General features: G+C 46.8%; 16 protein-coding genes. 13 read left to right on the plus strand and 3 right to left on the minus strand.

Annotated features, from left to right (window positions below; all coding sequences use genetic code 11):
* Positions 1–147 precede the first annotated feature (147 nt).
* The 3 genes from PMG25_RS20060 to PMG25_RS20070 all read left to right on the plus strand — a co-directional run bounded on the left by PMG25_RS20060 (position 148) and on the right by PMG25_RS20070 (position 3251).
* Entirely contained in the window at positions 148–1704 is a 1557-nt protein-coding gene (locus PMG25_RS20060; protein WP_283768673.1) for an ammonium transporter, read from the plus strand.
* Between the two features lie 145 nt (positions 1705–1849).
* Positions 1850–2746 carry an SGNH/GDSL hydrolase family protein gene (locus PMG25_RS20065; protein WP_283768674.1) on the plus strand — a complete coding sequence of 299 codons (897 nt, stop codon included), beginning with the start codon at positions 1850–1852 and terminating at the stop codon, positions 2744–2746.
* A gap of 220 nt (positions 2747–2966) precedes the next feature.
* Complete coding sequence (locus tag PMG25_RS20070; RefSeq protein ID WP_283768675.1) at positions 2967–3251, plus strand: hypothetical protein; 285 nt, start codon at positions 2967–2969, stop codon at positions 3249–3251.
* Positions 3252–3259: 8 nt separating this feature from the next.
* On the opposite strand, the gene PMG25_RS20075 is transcribed toward PMG25_RS20070, so the two are convergent.
* Positions 3260–4087 carry an SPFH domain-containing protein gene (locus PMG25_RS20075; protein WP_283768676.1) on the minus strand — a complete coding sequence of 276 codons (828 nt, stop codon included), beginning with the start codon at positions 4085–4087 and terminating at the stop codon, positions 3260–3262.
* 114 nt (positions 4088–4201) lie between these two features.
* Here PMG25_RS20075 and PMG25_RS20080 point away from each other — a divergent pair, with 114 nt between their 5' ends.
* Positions 4202–4855, plus strand: coding sequence for a class I SAM-dependent methyltransferase (locus tag PMG25_RS20080; protein WP_283768677.1), 654 nt, complete (start codon positions 4202–4204; stop codon positions 4853–4855).
* A gap of 23 nt (positions 4856–4878) precedes the next feature.
* Complete coding sequence (locus tag PMG25_RS20085; protein WP_283768678.1) at positions 4879–6708, plus strand: ATP-binding protein; 1830 nt, start codon at positions 4879–4881, stop codon at positions 6706–6708.
* 17 nt (positions 6709–6725) lie between these two features.
* Here the strand turns inward: PMG25_RS20085 and PMG25_RS20090 are convergent, their stop codons facing one another.
* Entirely contained in the window at positions 6726–6968 is a 243-nt protein-coding gene (locus PMG25_RS20090) for a hypothetical protein (protein ID WP_283768679.1), read from the minus strand.
* A gap of 181 nt (positions 6969–7149) precedes the next feature.
* Here PMG25_RS20090 and pabB point away from each other — a divergent pair, with 181 nt between their 5' ends.
* A complete protein-coding gene (gene pabB, locus PMG25_RS20095) occupies positions 7150–8985 on the plus strand; it encodes an aminodeoxychorismate synthase component I (RefSeq protein WP_283768680.1) in 1836 nt (611 codons plus the stop codon).
* Positions 8986–9170: 185 nt separating this feature from the next.
* On the opposite strand, the gene petL is transcribed toward pabB, so the two are convergent.
* Positions 9171–9272 (minus strand): cytochrome b6-f complex subunit PetL, encoded by a 102-nt coding sequence (gene petL, locus PMG25_RS20100; protein WP_283768681.1) that lies wholly within the window; start codon positions 9270–9272, stop codon positions 9171–9173.
* A gap of 104 nt (positions 9273–9376) precedes the next feature.
* Between petL and aroB the strand changes: the two genes are divergently transcribed.
* The 7 genes from aroB to queC all read left to right on the plus strand — a co-directional run bounded on the left by aroB (position 9377) and on the right by queC (position 14466).
* Positions 9377–10495: a 3-dehydroquinate synthase gene (gene aroB / locus PMG25_RS20105; RefSeq protein ID WP_283768682.1), complete on the plus strand. Its 1119-nt coding sequence runs from the start codon at positions 9377–9379 to the stop codon at positions 10493–10495.
* 10 nt (positions 10496–10505) lie between these two features.
* Positions 10506–10727 (plus strand): type II toxin-antitoxin system Phd/YefM family antitoxin, encoded by a 222-nt coding sequence (locus PMG25_RS20110; RefSeq protein ID WP_283751791.1) that lies wholly within the window; start codon positions 10506–10508, stop codon positions 10725–10727.
* The gene (locus PMG25_RS20115) at positions 10727–11116 is read left to right on the plus strand and encodes a type II toxin-antitoxin system VapC family toxin (protein ID WP_283751792.1); all 390 of its coding nucleotides are present in this window, start codon (positions 10727–10729) and stop codon (positions 11114–11116) included. Before PMG25_RS20110 ends, PMG25_RS20115 begins: the two co-directional genes overlap by 1 nt.
* Before the next feature lie 48 nt (positions 11117–11164).
* On the plus strand, positions 11165–11344 hold the full coding sequence (locus PMG25_RS20120) for a DUF1688 family protein (RefSeq protein WP_283768683.1): 180 nt from the start codon (positions 11165–11167) through the stop codon (positions 11342–11344).
* A 30-nt stretch (positions 11345–11374) separates the two neighbouring features.
* On the plus strand, positions 11375–11866 hold the full coding sequence (locus PMG25_RS20125) for a DUF29 domain-containing protein (protein ID WP_283768684.1): 492 nt from the start codon (positions 11375–11377) through the stop codon (positions 11864–11866).
* Between the two features lie 16 nt (positions 11867–11882).
* Positions 11883–13235: a URC4/urg3 family protein gene (locus PMG25_RS20130; RefSeq protein WP_283768685.1), complete on the plus strand. Its 1353-nt coding sequence runs from the start codon at positions 11883–11885 to the stop codon at positions 13233–13235.
* Positions 13236–13338: 103 nt separating this feature from the next.
* Entirely contained in the window at positions 13339–14466 is a 1128-nt protein-coding gene (gene queC, locus PMG25_RS20135) for a 7-cyano-7-deazaguanine synthase QueC (protein WP_283768686.1), read from the plus strand.
* Positions 14467–14539 lie beyond the last annotated feature (73 nt).

Genomic DNA, 14539 nt, shown 5'->3' on the forward strand with positions numbered 1-14539 from the left:
TTAAGTAAACCTTAAAATCGGCATTGAGTTTGACTTCATCTTCATTGGACTGGTTCTATGAAAAGCTGGAAGGCTATTTGTCGTCCCCTACTCAATGAGTAAGCTGCATCTCCAATTTCGTGCGGTAATTCTCAGATCAAGAAATTCATGGAAAGACAATCATTGAAAACTCAACGCCTTGATATCGGAGGGAGTCCGAAAAATCTCCCAAACTTCTGGGCTAATAAGTCCTGGAGGCAACAGCCCCAACTGAGTGCCCTACGCCTGTTGTTGGGTCGTAATGCTCTAAATTGGATCGCCTGTATTCCCCTATCAGCCATTATTGTGGTGATTTGGGAAGTGGCTGCCCAAGCCCAAGAAGCAGCCGAAGTGGTTCCAGGCTCTCCGGAATATATCCAAGGAGTCCTGAATGCCATTTGGATCTTAATCGCTGCCATCCTGGTGATCTTCATGAATGCTGGGTTTGGCATGTTAGAAACCGGATTCTGTCGGCAGAAAAATGCCGTCAACATCCTGGCGAAAAACCTGATCGTGTTTGCTCTAGCGACCCTGATCTTTTGGGCGATCGGCTTCTCCCTCATGTTTGGTGCAGGGAATGGCTTCATCGGAGGGGGCGGTTGGTTCCTCAGCAGCACCGATCCGGGAACCTACGGACTCGATCCCTTCCCTGCGGGTTTACCGATTCCGGTATTCTTCCTCTTCCAAGCTGCCTTTGCCGGAACTGCTGCCACCATTGTTTCCGGAGCAGTCGCCGAACGGATTGAGTTTATCGCCTTTGTTCTCTTCTCCCTACTACTGGTGGGGATTGGCTATCCCATCTCCGGTCACTGGGTTTGGGGTGGCGGTATGTTAAGCGATATCGGTTTCCTCGATACGGGATTTGCTGATTTTGCCGGTTCAACTGTGGTTCACTCCGTTGGGGGTTGGGCTGCTCTGATGGGAGCTGCATTCTTAGGCCCCCGGATTGGTAAATATGAAGATGGCCAAGCCCGTGCGATTCCTGGGCACAATATGAGTATTGCCACCCTGGGATGTTTGATTCTTTGGATTGGCTGGTTTGGATTTAACCCTGGTTCTCAACTGGCTGCTGATGAAGCGGTTCCCTATATTGCGGTGACGACTAACCTGGCTGCTGCCGCAGGTGGGGTATCAGCAACGGCGGTTTCTTGGCTCAAGGATGGTAAGCCTGACTTGTCGATGATCATTAATGGTATTCTCGCCGGTTTGGTGGGGATTACGGCTGGCTGTGATGGAGTGTCCTATCTGGGAGCTGTGATCATTGGTGTGATTGCTGGCATCTTGGTGGTCTATGCGGTTGGTTTCTTCGATACGGTTCTCAAAATTGATGACCCGGTGGGTGCGATTTCGGTTCACTTAGTTAATGGCGCATGGGGAACCTTAGCTGTTGGCTTGTTTAATACGGAATCGGGCCTGTTTTATGGCGGTGGAGCCAATCAACTGATTGCCCAAATTATCGGTATTCTAACGATTGGTGGCTTTACCGTTCTCCTCAGTAGCATTTTCTGGTTAGCCCTAAAAGCAACTGTGGGTATCCGGGTTCATCCCGAACAAGAGTTTGAAGGGTTGGATATTGCCGAACATGGCATGGAAGCTTACAGTGGATTCCTGAAAGAGTCGAGCGCGATCGCCGGTGGCATGGCCGATGCAATTAAAAGCTCTAGTGTAGGAAGCAGCGATCATTAGAGGGTTATGCGTTTGGCGCGACTGTTCGCTCAGATTTGAATCTCAGTTCCAGACCGCTAAGGACGTTATCCTCCTTAGCGGTATTCATTTTTTGTCTCCCGTCCTATTATGATGGGTTATAAGTCTGTTGATTCGGTGTAGGGTTGTGTTCAGCCACAGAAAAAAAATTCCTATTTGGGTCGGGTTATCCCTGTCTGCCAATGTGGTCTTAAGTTTATTGCTGATCCAGGCGCAGGGCGAGATTGGCTCGGTCGAAGGGCGATCGCGGGTGTCAATGACCGATAATCCTTCAGGTATCCCGGCTCAAGCCCAAATCCTTTCAGTCAATACGAGCAATACTGAGTCCCCAGAGAGTGTTAACCCAGCTCCTCCCTATGTCCCTCAGAGCCATCATCTCACCTATCAAGAATGGGTGGAACTGCTGGCTAAAGAAGCGGAAGTAGCAGCCGCGAAACAACCGGAAAATCTCTCAGTTTTAGCGGGAGATTCCATTAGTTTATGGTTTCCTCCAGCATTGTTGCCCCCTGGACGCACTTGGCTCAACCAGGGAATTTCTGGGGAAACTTCGGCGGGATTATATCGCCGCTTACCCCTGTTAGATCGGACGAAACCCGACACCATCTTTATTCTGATTGGCATTAATGATTTACTCAAAGGGGTGAGCGATCGCGAGGTTTTGGAGAATTATCAGCAAATTCTTCAGGACTTAAAGTGGAATCATCCCCAAACCCAATTGGTGGTGCAATCGATTTTGCCCCATCAGGGAGAACAAGCAACTTGGGAACAGAGCGATCGCCTCTTGCAAGTACCCAATGAACGCATTCGCCGACTCAATCAACAACTTTGGACTCTGGCTCATTCCCAAGGAGCCTATTATCTGGATCTGTATCCCTTATTCGCTACACCCCAAGGGAATCTACGGGCAGAGTTGACCACGGATGGCTTGCATCTTAACCAGCAAGGCTATTTGATTTGGAGTACAGCCATGAAATTCTTTTCACATATGTATTTAGAGTCTAATCCGATGAGTCCGTATAACTAGGAGTTAGAGAGGACAGGTGTGATCGAGATCTCCAAATCAGGGGCGATCGCTCACCCCTCTCTACCGCTTCAGATCAATCCATTCTCTTGGATATCTCACCAAATTTACTTACCTCAGTCACAGAGATTTGGCTGGCGATCGGGGATGATGAACCTATAAGAGTTAATCGCGGTCTGCATCCGGATTGACCTTTGGTTCTAACCTACGGAAGATTAAGGATATGAAAACTAGAGTTGTTGATTTTGAAGTTCTGTCTTACATCAATCCCAACGGAAGCTTAAGCAAATACGGAAGTTTAGAGTGTCAACGCTATGGTTGTGATTATCGGATTATTTCCCCCATCAATCGCCAGGATGCATCCGCCGAGAAAGATACCTATGAAGAACTGATTTCTAAATTGAATAAAACTAAAATCAAACGCATCAAAACAGAGAAAGACACGACCTTAGACGAAGCCTTTCGGATTGTTTTTCATTTAGCCAATTACCAAGAAGAACATGCCTAATATCAAAATTACTCCTTTCCATTTCCAGGTGCAGACTCAGGGGGCAGGTCAATTTTCCTCAAATTTGACCGTTCATATTCTAAAAGATTGGTGAGGGTTTCGTTCAAAGCTCCAGGATTCATAAAGAAGACCTTAGAATTCGGACTATTCGTGAGCTTTTCGCTGCTTTCTATATACCGTTGGGCAATAATAAATTGAATAAACTCAAGGCTGTTAGAATCCATTCCTAATGCATCAGCCAGGATTTTCATCGATTGCGCTCCTCCTTGGGCTTCGGTAATTGAGGCCAATCGTTTACTTTCTGCGGCTCGTTCTTGTTCTAGGGATTCAAGAATGGTTTTCGGAGGAGTAATATCCCGGACTTCTACCCGAATCAACTTAACTCCCCAAGAGTCCGTAATTGAGTCAATTTGCTCTAGCAAGGCTTGATTAATTTCTTTAATCCCGGAAAACGTTTGATTCATTTCGAGACGACCAATTTCCCCCCGCAAATTGGTTAACACCAGATTTTCCAGAGCATTTTCAATATTATCAATGGCATAATAGGCCCGTTTCAGGTTGACAATTTGCCAGTAGACGATCGCATCGACTTCTAAGGATACGTTGTCTTTGGTGATGGTTTGTTGGGGGGGGACATCCAGCAGACGCTCGCTCATCAAGGCTCTGATCACCACTTTGTCCACGAGAGGTATAATAAAATTAACACCGGCCTTGAGGGTGCGTTTATACCTTCCCAAGCGCTCTACTAAGGCTTCATAGGGTTCCTGAATCACCACCAAGGAACTCGACAGACAGGCGATCGCCACCAATAAAAAAATCAAAATACTCGGAACCATGGAACCCTCCTTACCAGGAAAAGAACCGATCCAGCCAACCCTGGAGAATCCTCTATAGTGGAAAAGGGAGCCGTAATCATTTTCAGTCTACTTTAAGTTTGAATTCAATTCATCATGCTCTTAAAACCCCAAGACCGCACTAAGCTCGATTCTAGCGACGATCGCCAGTTTTATGCCTTTCCTCGCTTTGTCACCCACGTGGATGAGGGGTTTATCCAGCAGTTAACCCAACTGTACCGCGATCGCCTCCAACCCCAAACTCGCATCCTCGATTTAATGAGTAGCTGGGTTTCCCACCTTCCTGATGAGATGACCTTTGAGCATGTGGAAGGCCATGGCCTCAATGAGGAAGAATTAGCCAAAAACCCCCGCTTAGACCATTATTGGGTACAAGACCTCAATCAAACCCTACAACTACCCTTTGAGGATCAAAGCTTTGATGCCGTCCTTAATTGTGTCTCCATACAATATCTACAATACCCTGATGCCATCTTTAGCGAGATTCACCGCATCCTCAAACCCGGTGGTCTCGTCATTGTCAGCTTTTCTAACCGCATGTTCTATCAAAAAGCGATTCAAGCTTGGCGTGATGGTACAGACAAAACTCGCCTCAAGCTCGTGAAACATTATATCCAATCCGTATCTGGATTTACAGACCCAGAATTGATTGTGCGTCTACCCAATGTTCCTCCGATCTTGCAACTGATGGGTTGGGGAGGAGGAGATCCCTTTTATGCGGCGATCGCCTATCGCCAAGAGCCAACTTAAACCAATCGTCATCCCCTAACCTTATGAATTATACCCTCACTGGAATCGTTGTTCCCTCTCCTGATGATCCCGTGTCTGCCGATGAACCTCAGTTTCATCTGGCCCTACCCAGTTCTAAAGAAGGATTATGGGATTGGAATTTACCCACAGGACGCATATTTTTTAATCCCAATTGGCAACATATTTTAGGCTTTACTGAAGCTGAACTTCCCCAAACCTTTACCGAATTTGAATCCCTCATTCATTCCGAAGATTTAGCCCTTCATCAAGCCGCCCTCCAAGCCCATATTCAAGGAGGAACCGAATTTTATGAAAGCACCTATCGCCTCCGTTCTCCCAGTGGTGGCTATCGGTGGATTTTGGCCAGGGGATTGTGCTATCGCAACAGTGATGGAACCCCCTATCGTTTAGCCGGTTCCCACACCGATATTACTTCATTTAAAAAAGCTCAGGAACAAGAGTCTGTTCTACGGTTAATTACCGATCAAATTCGGAGTAGTTTAAACTTAAAAACCATTTGGAAAACAGCCGTCAATCAAATTCAAAAGCTTTTGGATACCGATCGAGTGCTTATTTACCAATTTCAACCGGATTGGAAAGGGTCGGTTATCGTCGAAAAAGTGGTGGGAAACTGGGGATCAACCTTGGGAAAAGTGGGTGCAGATAATTGTTTTTCTCAAGAGTACGCCCATCTCTATCAAAATGGCCGAGTGAGAGTAATTCATGATGTCTTCACCTCTAAACTCGATCCCTGTCACGTTGATTTTTTACAAAATTTTGATGTGCGCTCCAATCTGATTGTACCCATTATTATTAAAGAAGAATTATGGGGCTTACTGATTGCCCATGAATGTAAGCGATCGCGCCATTGGAAAGAAGTCGAAGTCACTTTACTGGTGCATGTAGCTAAACAATTAGCGATTGCCATTTATCAAGCTAATTTGTACGATGAATCTCAACGGGCAGTGCAGGAATCGGAAGAAAAAGCCCATGAGTTAGAACTGGCATTGCAAAAACTCCAAAAAATGCAAGCTCAGTTAATTGAAAGTGAGAAAAAATCTTCTATTGGTCAATTAGTCGCTGGCATTGCCCATGAGATTAATAATCCTGTGAGCTTTATTTATGGAAATATTGATTTTGCTAAATCTTATCTGACTGATTTATTAGAATTGGTTCAACTTTATCAAAAAACTTTTCCTGAACCCGGTGAAGATATTGAACAATTTTCAGAAGATATTGATTTAGATTTCTTGCAAGCTGATTGTATGGATTTGCTAGACTCCATGAAATATGGCGCATCTCGCATTCGAGAAATTGTGTTGTTCCTGAGAACTTTTTCCCGACTCGATGAATCGCAGATGAAACGGGTGAATCTCCATGATGGACTCGAAAGCACATTAATGATTATTAATTATCGCTTACAGGGGAACACGAAGCGACCGATGATTACTATTAACAAAAATTACGGAGTTTTGCCTCCGGTTGAATGCTATGCAGGACAAGTCAATCAGGTATTTATGAATATATTAGTAAATGCCATTGATGCGATTGATAGCGCATGGGAAAATCACGCCAACCGGGAGAGTCCACACATTACCATTACGACTGAAAAGTGCCACATGCAATGGGTGAGAATTTCCATTACTGATAATGGGATAGGTATGTCAGACTTGATTCGTCAGCGCTTATTTACACCGTTTTATAGTACCAAACCAGTCGGTAAGGGAAAGGGCTTAGGGTTGAGCTTATGTCATTCGATTATTGTCGATCATCATGGGGGAGAGTTATCCTTCGAGTCTGAACCCGGAAAGGGCACAACATTTATTATTGAATTGCCCTTACACCAGAGTTAAACAAGTCTCGAAGTGGATTAGGACTTAACGGATAATTGCTCTTGTATTTGCTGAATTTTGCGTTCTCGGAATTCCTCTAAAGCCTTTTGCAGGTCTTCCGGCTCTACGCCTTCGGGGAGATCGACGGTAGAGAGGGACTGAATCATACCGGAAACCAACTGGCTAAATCCCTCAATCCGGTCGTCGGCTGATAACTTCTGTTGAGCCTGTTGAGCTATAGTCGGACGAGTAAGAAGCGGCGAAACTTTATAATTGAACATTCTAAGCACCTCTGATTCAAATAGATGACCCTAAGATTATATCCTTATCATAAAATATGTCTCGGATATGACAACCTCCTTGTTACAATTATAGATGTTTATCGATCGTTGTTGTCTATTCAATAAAAAAAAGTAAGTATAATTGCAGATATTTTGATTGAGTGGGAAAAAAGATAGTATAATGAAAAAGTGTTTCTCCGAAGAATTTACTGAGTTTCCCACCGATAACCCTAAAGAATTGGGAATGAATGCCAACACCCTTGCTTATATTTACCAATCCCAAAACCAGCATTGGTTACAGTTTGAAAATCCATTTCAAGTCTACTGTTTAAGTGAAAATTCTGGAAATCCGATCGCGACTTTAGAGGAGATTGAAAACCAAGTGGAAACACGGGGCTGTTATGCCGTGGGAATACTGAGTTATGAAGCGTCTCCTGTCTTTGATAGCGCTCTAACGGTGCATGAAGACCCGGATTTTCCCCAACTCTGGTTTGCGCTGTTCGATCGCCCCTCTCGCATCCTCACCCCCCAGGAATTCATTAATCTGCACACAGACGTGGGCGATCCAGGAATCAACTGGGAAAGTGAACTGACAGAAGATGAGTTTTATGAGGCGATCGCCCGCGTTCAAAACTACATCAGACAAGGCGACACCTTTCAGGTAAACTATTCCTTCCGTCTGCGATCGGCTTTTACTGGCAATCCGCGCTGGGCGCTCAACTTCTTGCGGCGATCGCCCCCAGCTCCCTATTCCGCTTATCTGGATATGGGGCGCTATATCATTGCCTCCGCTTCCCCCGAACTCTTTTTCACCCTCGACGGTTCCACCTTCACCAGCAAACCCATGAAAGGAACTGCTCCACGGGGAAAAACTCTAGGCGAAGATCGGCAGCTTGCCCAATGGTTGCACCATTCCGCCAAAAACCGCGCCGAAAACGTCATGATCGTCGATATGGTTCGCAACGATATTGGCCGAGTTGCCACCGTTGGCAGCGTGCAAGTGCCGCGCCTGTTTGAGGTGGAGCGCTATGCTACCGTCTGGCAAATGACCTCAACTGTTACCGCTCAAACGCGATCGCCCCTAAGCCAAATTCTCGCCAATATCTTCCCCTGCGCCTCCATCACCGGCGCACCCAAAGCCCGCACCATGGAAATTATCAAAGAACTCGAAGGCTCTCCCCGACGCATCTATACCGGGGCGATCGGTTTTTTGAGTCCCGGACGCAAAGCCACCTTTAACGTCGCCATCCGCACCCTACTGATCGACAAACACGCCCAACAAGTCGAATACGGCATCGGTAGCGGCATCGTCGCCGACTCCGACAGTCAAGAAGAATACCAAGAATGCTACATAAAATCCCGCGTTCTCACTCAGCCACAGCCCCCCTTTTCCCTCCTCGAAACCCTCCTCTGGACTCCCCAAGCGGGCTATTTCCTCCTCTCCTACCACCTACAACGGCTCCAAGACTCCGCCGAATACTTTAATATTGACCTCAACCTGCCCCAACTGCTCCAGCAACTCCAAACCCTAGCCCCCAGCCTCAAACCCTCTCCCCATAAAATCCGCGTGCTGATTGATTTCCAAGGAAAATTAACCCTAGAATCTTACCCCATTTCACCCCCCTCCCCCTTCACCCCCCTCACCGTCAAACTTGCCCCCCAACCCATCGACTCCTCCAGCATCTGGCTCTACCACAAAACCACCCATCGCCAGATTTATACTCAAGCTAGTGCGGCGGTGACTGACTGTGATGATGTACTGCTCTGGAACGAAAACCATCAAATGACCGAAGCCACCATTGCCAATATTGTTCTCCATTGGCAGGGAAAATGGATTACTCCCCCTCTCTCCTGTGGACTTTTACCCGGTACAGTCCGCGCGTGGCTCTTAGATCGTCACCTGATCCACGAACACCCCATTACCCTCGATATGATTACTCCCTCCTCTACTCTCTATCTGATTAACTCGGTTAGAGGATGGCAACGTGCCTGTTTGAAGGAAAGAGGGAATGGGTAATACAGCGCTTTGAGCGGTAAATTCATAGCCAGCGCCTAAACAAGACGGCTGCCGGCAATTATAGAGGCGATCGCCACTAAACCGATATAGTAGTAGGAAATCTCTAGTTTACTCTTGTGCCTAATCTTACCGTTTTCCTCCCATTCCTGTGCCCTGAGTGCAGTCGCAGGGCACAGGAGGGGAGGTTAGATTAACTTAATCGCCCGTAGTCCAAACCACAGGGTAAGGGCTACACCGATCATACCTCCGAGGAAGACGAAGTAGGTAATGGCTCCACCAATGCTCATGTTTTTTCTCCTTTTGTTAACTCTATTGATTCAGTCTTGAGATTAATCGCAACATTCCGTAAACTAGGATACAACTGATTGACGAAGAGTTGAAGCACAAAGCGATGATGGATGGATTGGTTTCAGGGTCTATGGTGCGGGTGGAGTTGGGGGATAAGTCCTATGAGATTGCGATCGCCCCAGGCAGCCTTGATGAGCTTGGCTTTCGTATGGCTCATTTAGGTTTGGGGAATAAGGTGCTGGTGGTTTCTAATCCGGAGATCGCTGACTATTATGCAGAACGGGCGATCGCCTCTTTACGCAACGCTGGGTTTACGGTCTTTTCCCATCTCCTCCCTGCCGGAGAGCAATACAAAACCCTGGACTCTATTCAAACTATCTATGATTGTGCCCTGGAAAACCGTCTAGAGCGCTCCTCTACCCTGGTTGCCCTGGGTGGGGGGGTGATTGGGGATATGACTGGGTTTGCTGCTGCTACTTGGCTCAGAGGCATTAATTTTGTTCAAGTGCCCACCTCCCTCTTAGCGATGGTGGATGCATCTATTGGGGGCAAAACGGGGGTGAATCATCCCCTAGGGAAAAACCTGATCGGTGCATTTCATCAACCGCGCTTAGTTTTGGTTGACCGTCAGGTGCTGAAGACCCTCCCAGAGCGCGAATTTCGGGCAGGAATGGCGGAGGTGATTAAGTATGGGGTGATTTGGGATTTAGAGCTGTTTGGGCTACTGGAAAAGCAAACTAGGCTGGATCGGTTTGAGTCTGTCCCCCCCCAGTTATTGAACTTGATTTTAACGCGCTCCTGTGAAGCCAAGGCTCAGGTGGTGAGTGAGGATGAGAAGGAAGCGGGGTTACGGGCGATTCTCAATTATGGGCATACGATTGGTCATGCGATCGAGGCTTTAACGGGTTACGAGCAGGTGATTCATGGGGAAGCAGTGGCGATCGGTATGGTGGCAGTCGGTAAAATAGCCCTGAAAATGGGATACTGGGGCCAAGATTGGGATGAGCGTCAATTAGCATTAATCGAAAAAACTGGGTTACCTACGCGCATTCCTTCCGAAGTCACGATTGACAGCATTTTAGACAGCTTGCAAACCGACAAAAAGGTAAAATCGGGTCGCGTGCGGTTTATCTTACCCACAGCAAAAAGGGAAGGTAGAATTACTGATGAGGTGTCCGAGGACATTTTGCGGGAAGTCTTAGCCAGTTTAGGCGCATGTTGAGGTCATAGTTATGGAGAACATTGATATTAATCAAGCCTTACCTAAAATTGCCGAGCTGCTAGAAATGGCGTTTTCAGGACAAGAGGTTGTGATCACGAACCACAAGGATCAACAGATTAAAATCGCGCCTCTGTCTGCATCTCGTCCTCCTCGGTTTGGCTGCGATCGAGAGCGGGTTATCCTATCTGATGATTTTGATGTGCCCCTAGATGATTTTCAGGATTATAGCTAATGCAGTTCCTTGTGGATACTCATGCCTTACTGTGGTTTTTTACCGGAAATGCCAATTTAAGCGATCGCGTCCGTAACTGGATGGAAGATTCTCAACATCAGAAGCTGATCAGTGTCGCGAGTGCTTGGGAAATAACAATTAAGCAAAGCCAGCAAAAATTGACATTGCCCATGACTGCTGCGGATTATATTCAGGAGAAAATTCAATGGGCCGATTTTGACTTGTTACCGATTGATCTCAATCACTTCAATGTCCTTTATACTCTTCCCTTTCATCATCGCGATCCATTTGATAGACTGCTCATTGCACAAGCAATTAACCAGAATATTCCTATCTTGAGTAAAGACAAAGCTTTTGATTCCTATCCCGTTCAGCGATACTGGAATTAGATGCTGGGGAAGAGCCAAACTTTATAGTCATTTCAAGGAGGAAGATGGATGCAGGACATTATCAGACAATTAAGAACACCACAAACGATTCGCGATCGCGCCCTAATCCTATTCAACTTAGCCCAATCTAACCAACTCTCCGGCTTTCGCTGCCACCTATCCAAACTACCCGATGTTGCCGATTATGTCATTATGGATGGCACAGTTCGATCGCCAAACCTGTGCTAGAGTAGCGAAAAATGCAACAACACAAGGGCTATGGAAACCGCAGTCGATCGCTCTGTTTTACCCGATCTTTACGATCGCGACTATTATCTGTGGCTAGAAACTACATCACAATTATTACGCGATCGCCAGCTCGATCGTCTCGATCTAGAGCATCTTGCAGAAGAACTTGAAGACATGGGAAAAAGTGAGAAACGGGCGATCGAGAGTAACCTGGAAATTCTACTGATGCACTTACTCAAGTATCAATATCAACCGGAAAAACAGACCCATAGCTGGCGCTATACTATTTACGAACACCGCGATCGCATTCACAAAGCCTTTCGAGATAGCCCCAGCTTGAAAAGCTATTTTAACCAAATTTTCGAGGGCTGTTATGCAAAAGCACGCCAACGAGCTGCCCTAGAAACCGGGATGAAGGTTGATGACTTTCCAGCACTGTGTCCCTTTTCCATCACCGAAACCCTAGATCTCGATTATTGGCCGGAAAATCAAGCCGAAGAAAACCCCAATTTTGAGTTCTAGGAGGAAGATAGATTAGATGCAGGACATTATCAGACAATTAAGAACACCACAAACGATTCGCGATCGCGCCCTAATCCTATTCAACTTAGCCCAATCTAACCAACTCTCCGGCTTTCATTGCCACCTATCCAAACTACCTGATGTTGCTGATTATGTCATTGAAGTCATCCGGAGCGAATACCCCGATCTCAACGTCCCCTTTCATTCCCGATGGCGACACTTTGAAGTTGGGGGAACCTCCCGTTTACAGCAATTTCAAGCCTCTCTCGCTGACTATTCTGCCCTAGAACAGGCTAAATCTAAACTCGATTTAGCCATCATCAGCGTCCTCCTAGATGCCGGAGCAGGAGCCAACTGGCACTATCAAGAACCCCATACCAACAGCATTTACAGCCGTTCCGAAGGATTAGCCCTTGCCAGCTTTCACAGCTTTTGTCAAGGACTATTTTCCAGCAACCCAGAGCATCCTTATCAAGTCGATAGTCTCGCCCTACAAAACCTCACCCAACCTGCCCTAGAAACCGCCTTTCAAGTTACAGCCCAAAATCCATTAATTGGCATCTCTGGACGACTGCAACTCCTGAAAAAACTGGGTCAAGTTCTCTCCAATTCCCCCCAATTTTTCCCCGGTTCTCCCCCCCGTCCGAGCGATTTAATCCATCATTGGTTAGGACAAACTGAAGTTGATCCCCCTAAATCCCGCCTTCGACTACGCTCAGGGCAAGCCTTAGAAAGGGGGACTTTCACTACTGCCCCCCTTTTTAAGCGGGGTTGGGGGGATCAAAATGTAGCCAATAAAAGCGCTAAGTTCTCTCATCAACTATCCACCGTCACCATCTTCCAAACTATTCTAGAGAGCCTCGGAGAAATTTGGCCCGGACGCTTAACCCTCGATGGCATCAATCTAGGCGATGTTTGGCAATACTCCGCCCTACCCAATACCGGCATAGGTTCCCAATTTATTCCCTTTCATAAACTCTCCCAATGGTTAACTTACTCGCTCCTGGAACCCTTGCAAGATTTAGGCTTAACTATAACCGACTTAAATCAACTCACCGGACTCCCGGAATATCGCAATGGTGGACTTTTCTTAGACTTAGGCGTATTAGAACTTAAAGATCATGCCCAGTTAGAAATCTCCCATAAAGTCGATTCAGAATTGATTATTGAATGGCGTGCCCTAACCCTAGTTTTACTCGATCAACTCGCCGAAATTATCCGGAAAAAACTGAATTTAACCGCCCAAGAATTCCCCCTTGTCAAACTCCTACAGGGCGGAACATGGACAGCCGGACGCAAAATTGCCGCCCAACTTCGTCCCGGTGGAGTGCCTCCCCTACGCATCGACAGTGATGGTACAGTATTTTAAGCCTCTACTCTGGAATAGGCGAAACGGAGAGAGACTTATCGGATGGGTTCTCCTCGATCTACAATATTGATGACCCCATTGTTTATTGTTCATTGATTGTTTCATGGCTCAAACCGAAGCTCTAGTTATCCTTTCCGGTGGACAAGATTCAACCACCTGCGCTGCATTAGCAACTCAACAATTCGATCGCACTCATGGGCTGACGTTTGACTATCAACAGCGTCATCGCATTGAACTCGAAAGCGCCCAGGCAGTGGCTAAAAAGCTGGGACTAGCAAGCCATGAAATCCTCTCTGTGGGGCCAATTTTGAAGAGTACGAGTCCTTTGGTGAGCCAAACCCCTTTGGCGGAGTATGAGAGCGCCCAGGCGCTTCCAGAGGGCATTGAGGCCACATTTATTCCCGGACGTAATATTTTATTCTTGACCTTGGCGGCGAATCGGGCAGCCCGTTTGGGGATTCGCGATATAGTTTTAGGGGTGTGTGAGACTGATTTTGCGGGGTATTGGGATTGTCGCCAGAGTTTTATTGATGCCATGGGGGTGGCATTGGGCGAGGGGATGTACGGGGATGGTGGTGCGTATCGGATTCATACGCCCTTGATGAATTTGACGAAAGCGGAGTCGGTAAAGTTGGCTCAGGAGACGTTGGGCGATCGCTTTGAGTCGGTGATGGAGTTAACCCATACCTGCTATGCAGGGGTGAAGGGGGGATGCGGTAAGTGCCATGCCTGTATTTTAAGAGACCGAGGCTTTCAGGAAGCGGGGGTAGACGATCCGATTTGGAAATATCGGGGGGCTGTAGTACAGAAAATGGAAGATGATACTTATGGCGATCGCGCCATTGAAGAAGCTGCCCATAGTCCCCTGGAAATTTGGCCTAACCCTTCCCCGAATCATGATTATGTGATTCATGTGGAACATCCAGAGTTTACCGCTCTTTGTCCGCGATCGGGGTATCCTGATTTTGGCACAATTGTCTTTGACTATTTTCCGAATCAATCCGTTTTAGAACTCAAAGCCTTTAAGCTTTATATTAATAGTTTCCGCCAACAAAGAATCAGTCATGAAACCGTTGTTAATCAAGTCGCCGATCGCCTGATGGCAGAAGTGAAACCCAAAGCACTACGAATTATCGGCGATTTCACCAGGCGCGGAGGCGTAAAAACCGTGATTACCGCTTATCGGGGTGAACCTATGAGCTTCAGGGAGTATCAGCCCAATGCGCTTTGACGCTCCACTGCCTAAAGACGAGTGGATTCTTGGTTCATCAAGTCCACTTAAACTAAGTACCTTGCGATTCCTA

The organism is Roseofilum capinflatum BLCC-M114 (genome assembly GCF_030068505.1).
In the GTDB taxonomy this organism is placed as follows: Bacteria; Cyanobacteriota; Cyanobacteriia; order Cyanobacteriales; family Desertifilaceae; genus Roseofilum; species Roseofilum capinflatum.

Coding starts and splice junctions, on each gene's coding strand:
- PMG25_RS20130 (WP_283768685.1), top strand. CDS start 11,883: ATGCAGGACATTATCAGACAATTAAGAACACCACAAACGATTCGCGAT.
- PMG25_RS20070 (WP_283768675.1), top strand. CDS start 2,967: ATGAAAACTAGAGTTGTTGATTTTGAAGTTCTGTCTTACATCAATCCC.
- pabB (WP_283768680.1), top strand. CDS start 7,150: ATGAAAAAGTGTTTCTCCGAAGAATTTACTGAGTTTCCCACCGATAAC.
- petL (WP_283768681.1), bottom strand. CDS start 9,272: ATGAGCATTGGTGGAGCCATTACCTACTTCGTCTTCCTCGGAGGTATG.
- aroB (WP_283768682.1), top strand. CDS start 9,377: ATGATGGATGGATTGGTTTCAGGGTCTATGGTGCGGGTGGAGTTGGGG.
- PMG25_RS20110 (WP_283751791.1), top strand. CDS start 10,506: ATGGAGAACATTGATATTAATCAAGCCTTACCTAAAATTGCCGAGCTG.
- PMG25_RS20090 (WP_283768679.1), bottom strand. CDS start 6,968: ATGTTCAATTATAAAGTTTCGCCGCTTCTTACTCGTCCGACTATAGCT.
- PMG25_RS20075 (WP_283768676.1), bottom strand. CDS start 4,087: ATGGTTCCGAGTATTTTGATTTTTTTATTGGTGGCGATCGCCTGTCTG.
- PMG25_RS20060 (WP_283768673.1), top strand. CDS start 148: ATGGAAAGACAATCATTGAAAACTCAACGCCTTGATATCGGAGGGAGT.
- queC (WP_283768686.1), top strand. CDS start 13,339: ATGGCTCAAACCGAAGCTCTAGTTATCCTTTCCGGTGGACAAGATTCA.
- PMG25_RS20120 (WP_283768683.1), top strand. CDS start 11,165: ATGCAGGACATTATCAGACAATTAAGAACACCACAAACGATTCGCGAT.
- PMG25_RS20080 (WP_283768677.1), top strand. CDS start 4,202: ATGCTCTTAAAACCCCAAGACCGCACTAAGCTCGATTCTAGCGACGAT.
- PMG25_RS20085 (WP_283768678.1), top strand. CDS start 4,879: ATGAATTATACCCTCACTGGAATCGTTGTTCCCTCTCCTGATGATCCC.
- PMG25_RS20125 (WP_283768684.1), top strand. CDS start 11,375: ATGGAAACCGCAGTCGATCGCTCTGTTTTACCCGATCTTTACGATCGC.
- PMG25_RS20115 (WP_283751792.1), top strand. CDS start 10,727: ATGCAGTTCCTTGTGGATACTCATGCCTTACTGTGGTTTTTTACCGGA.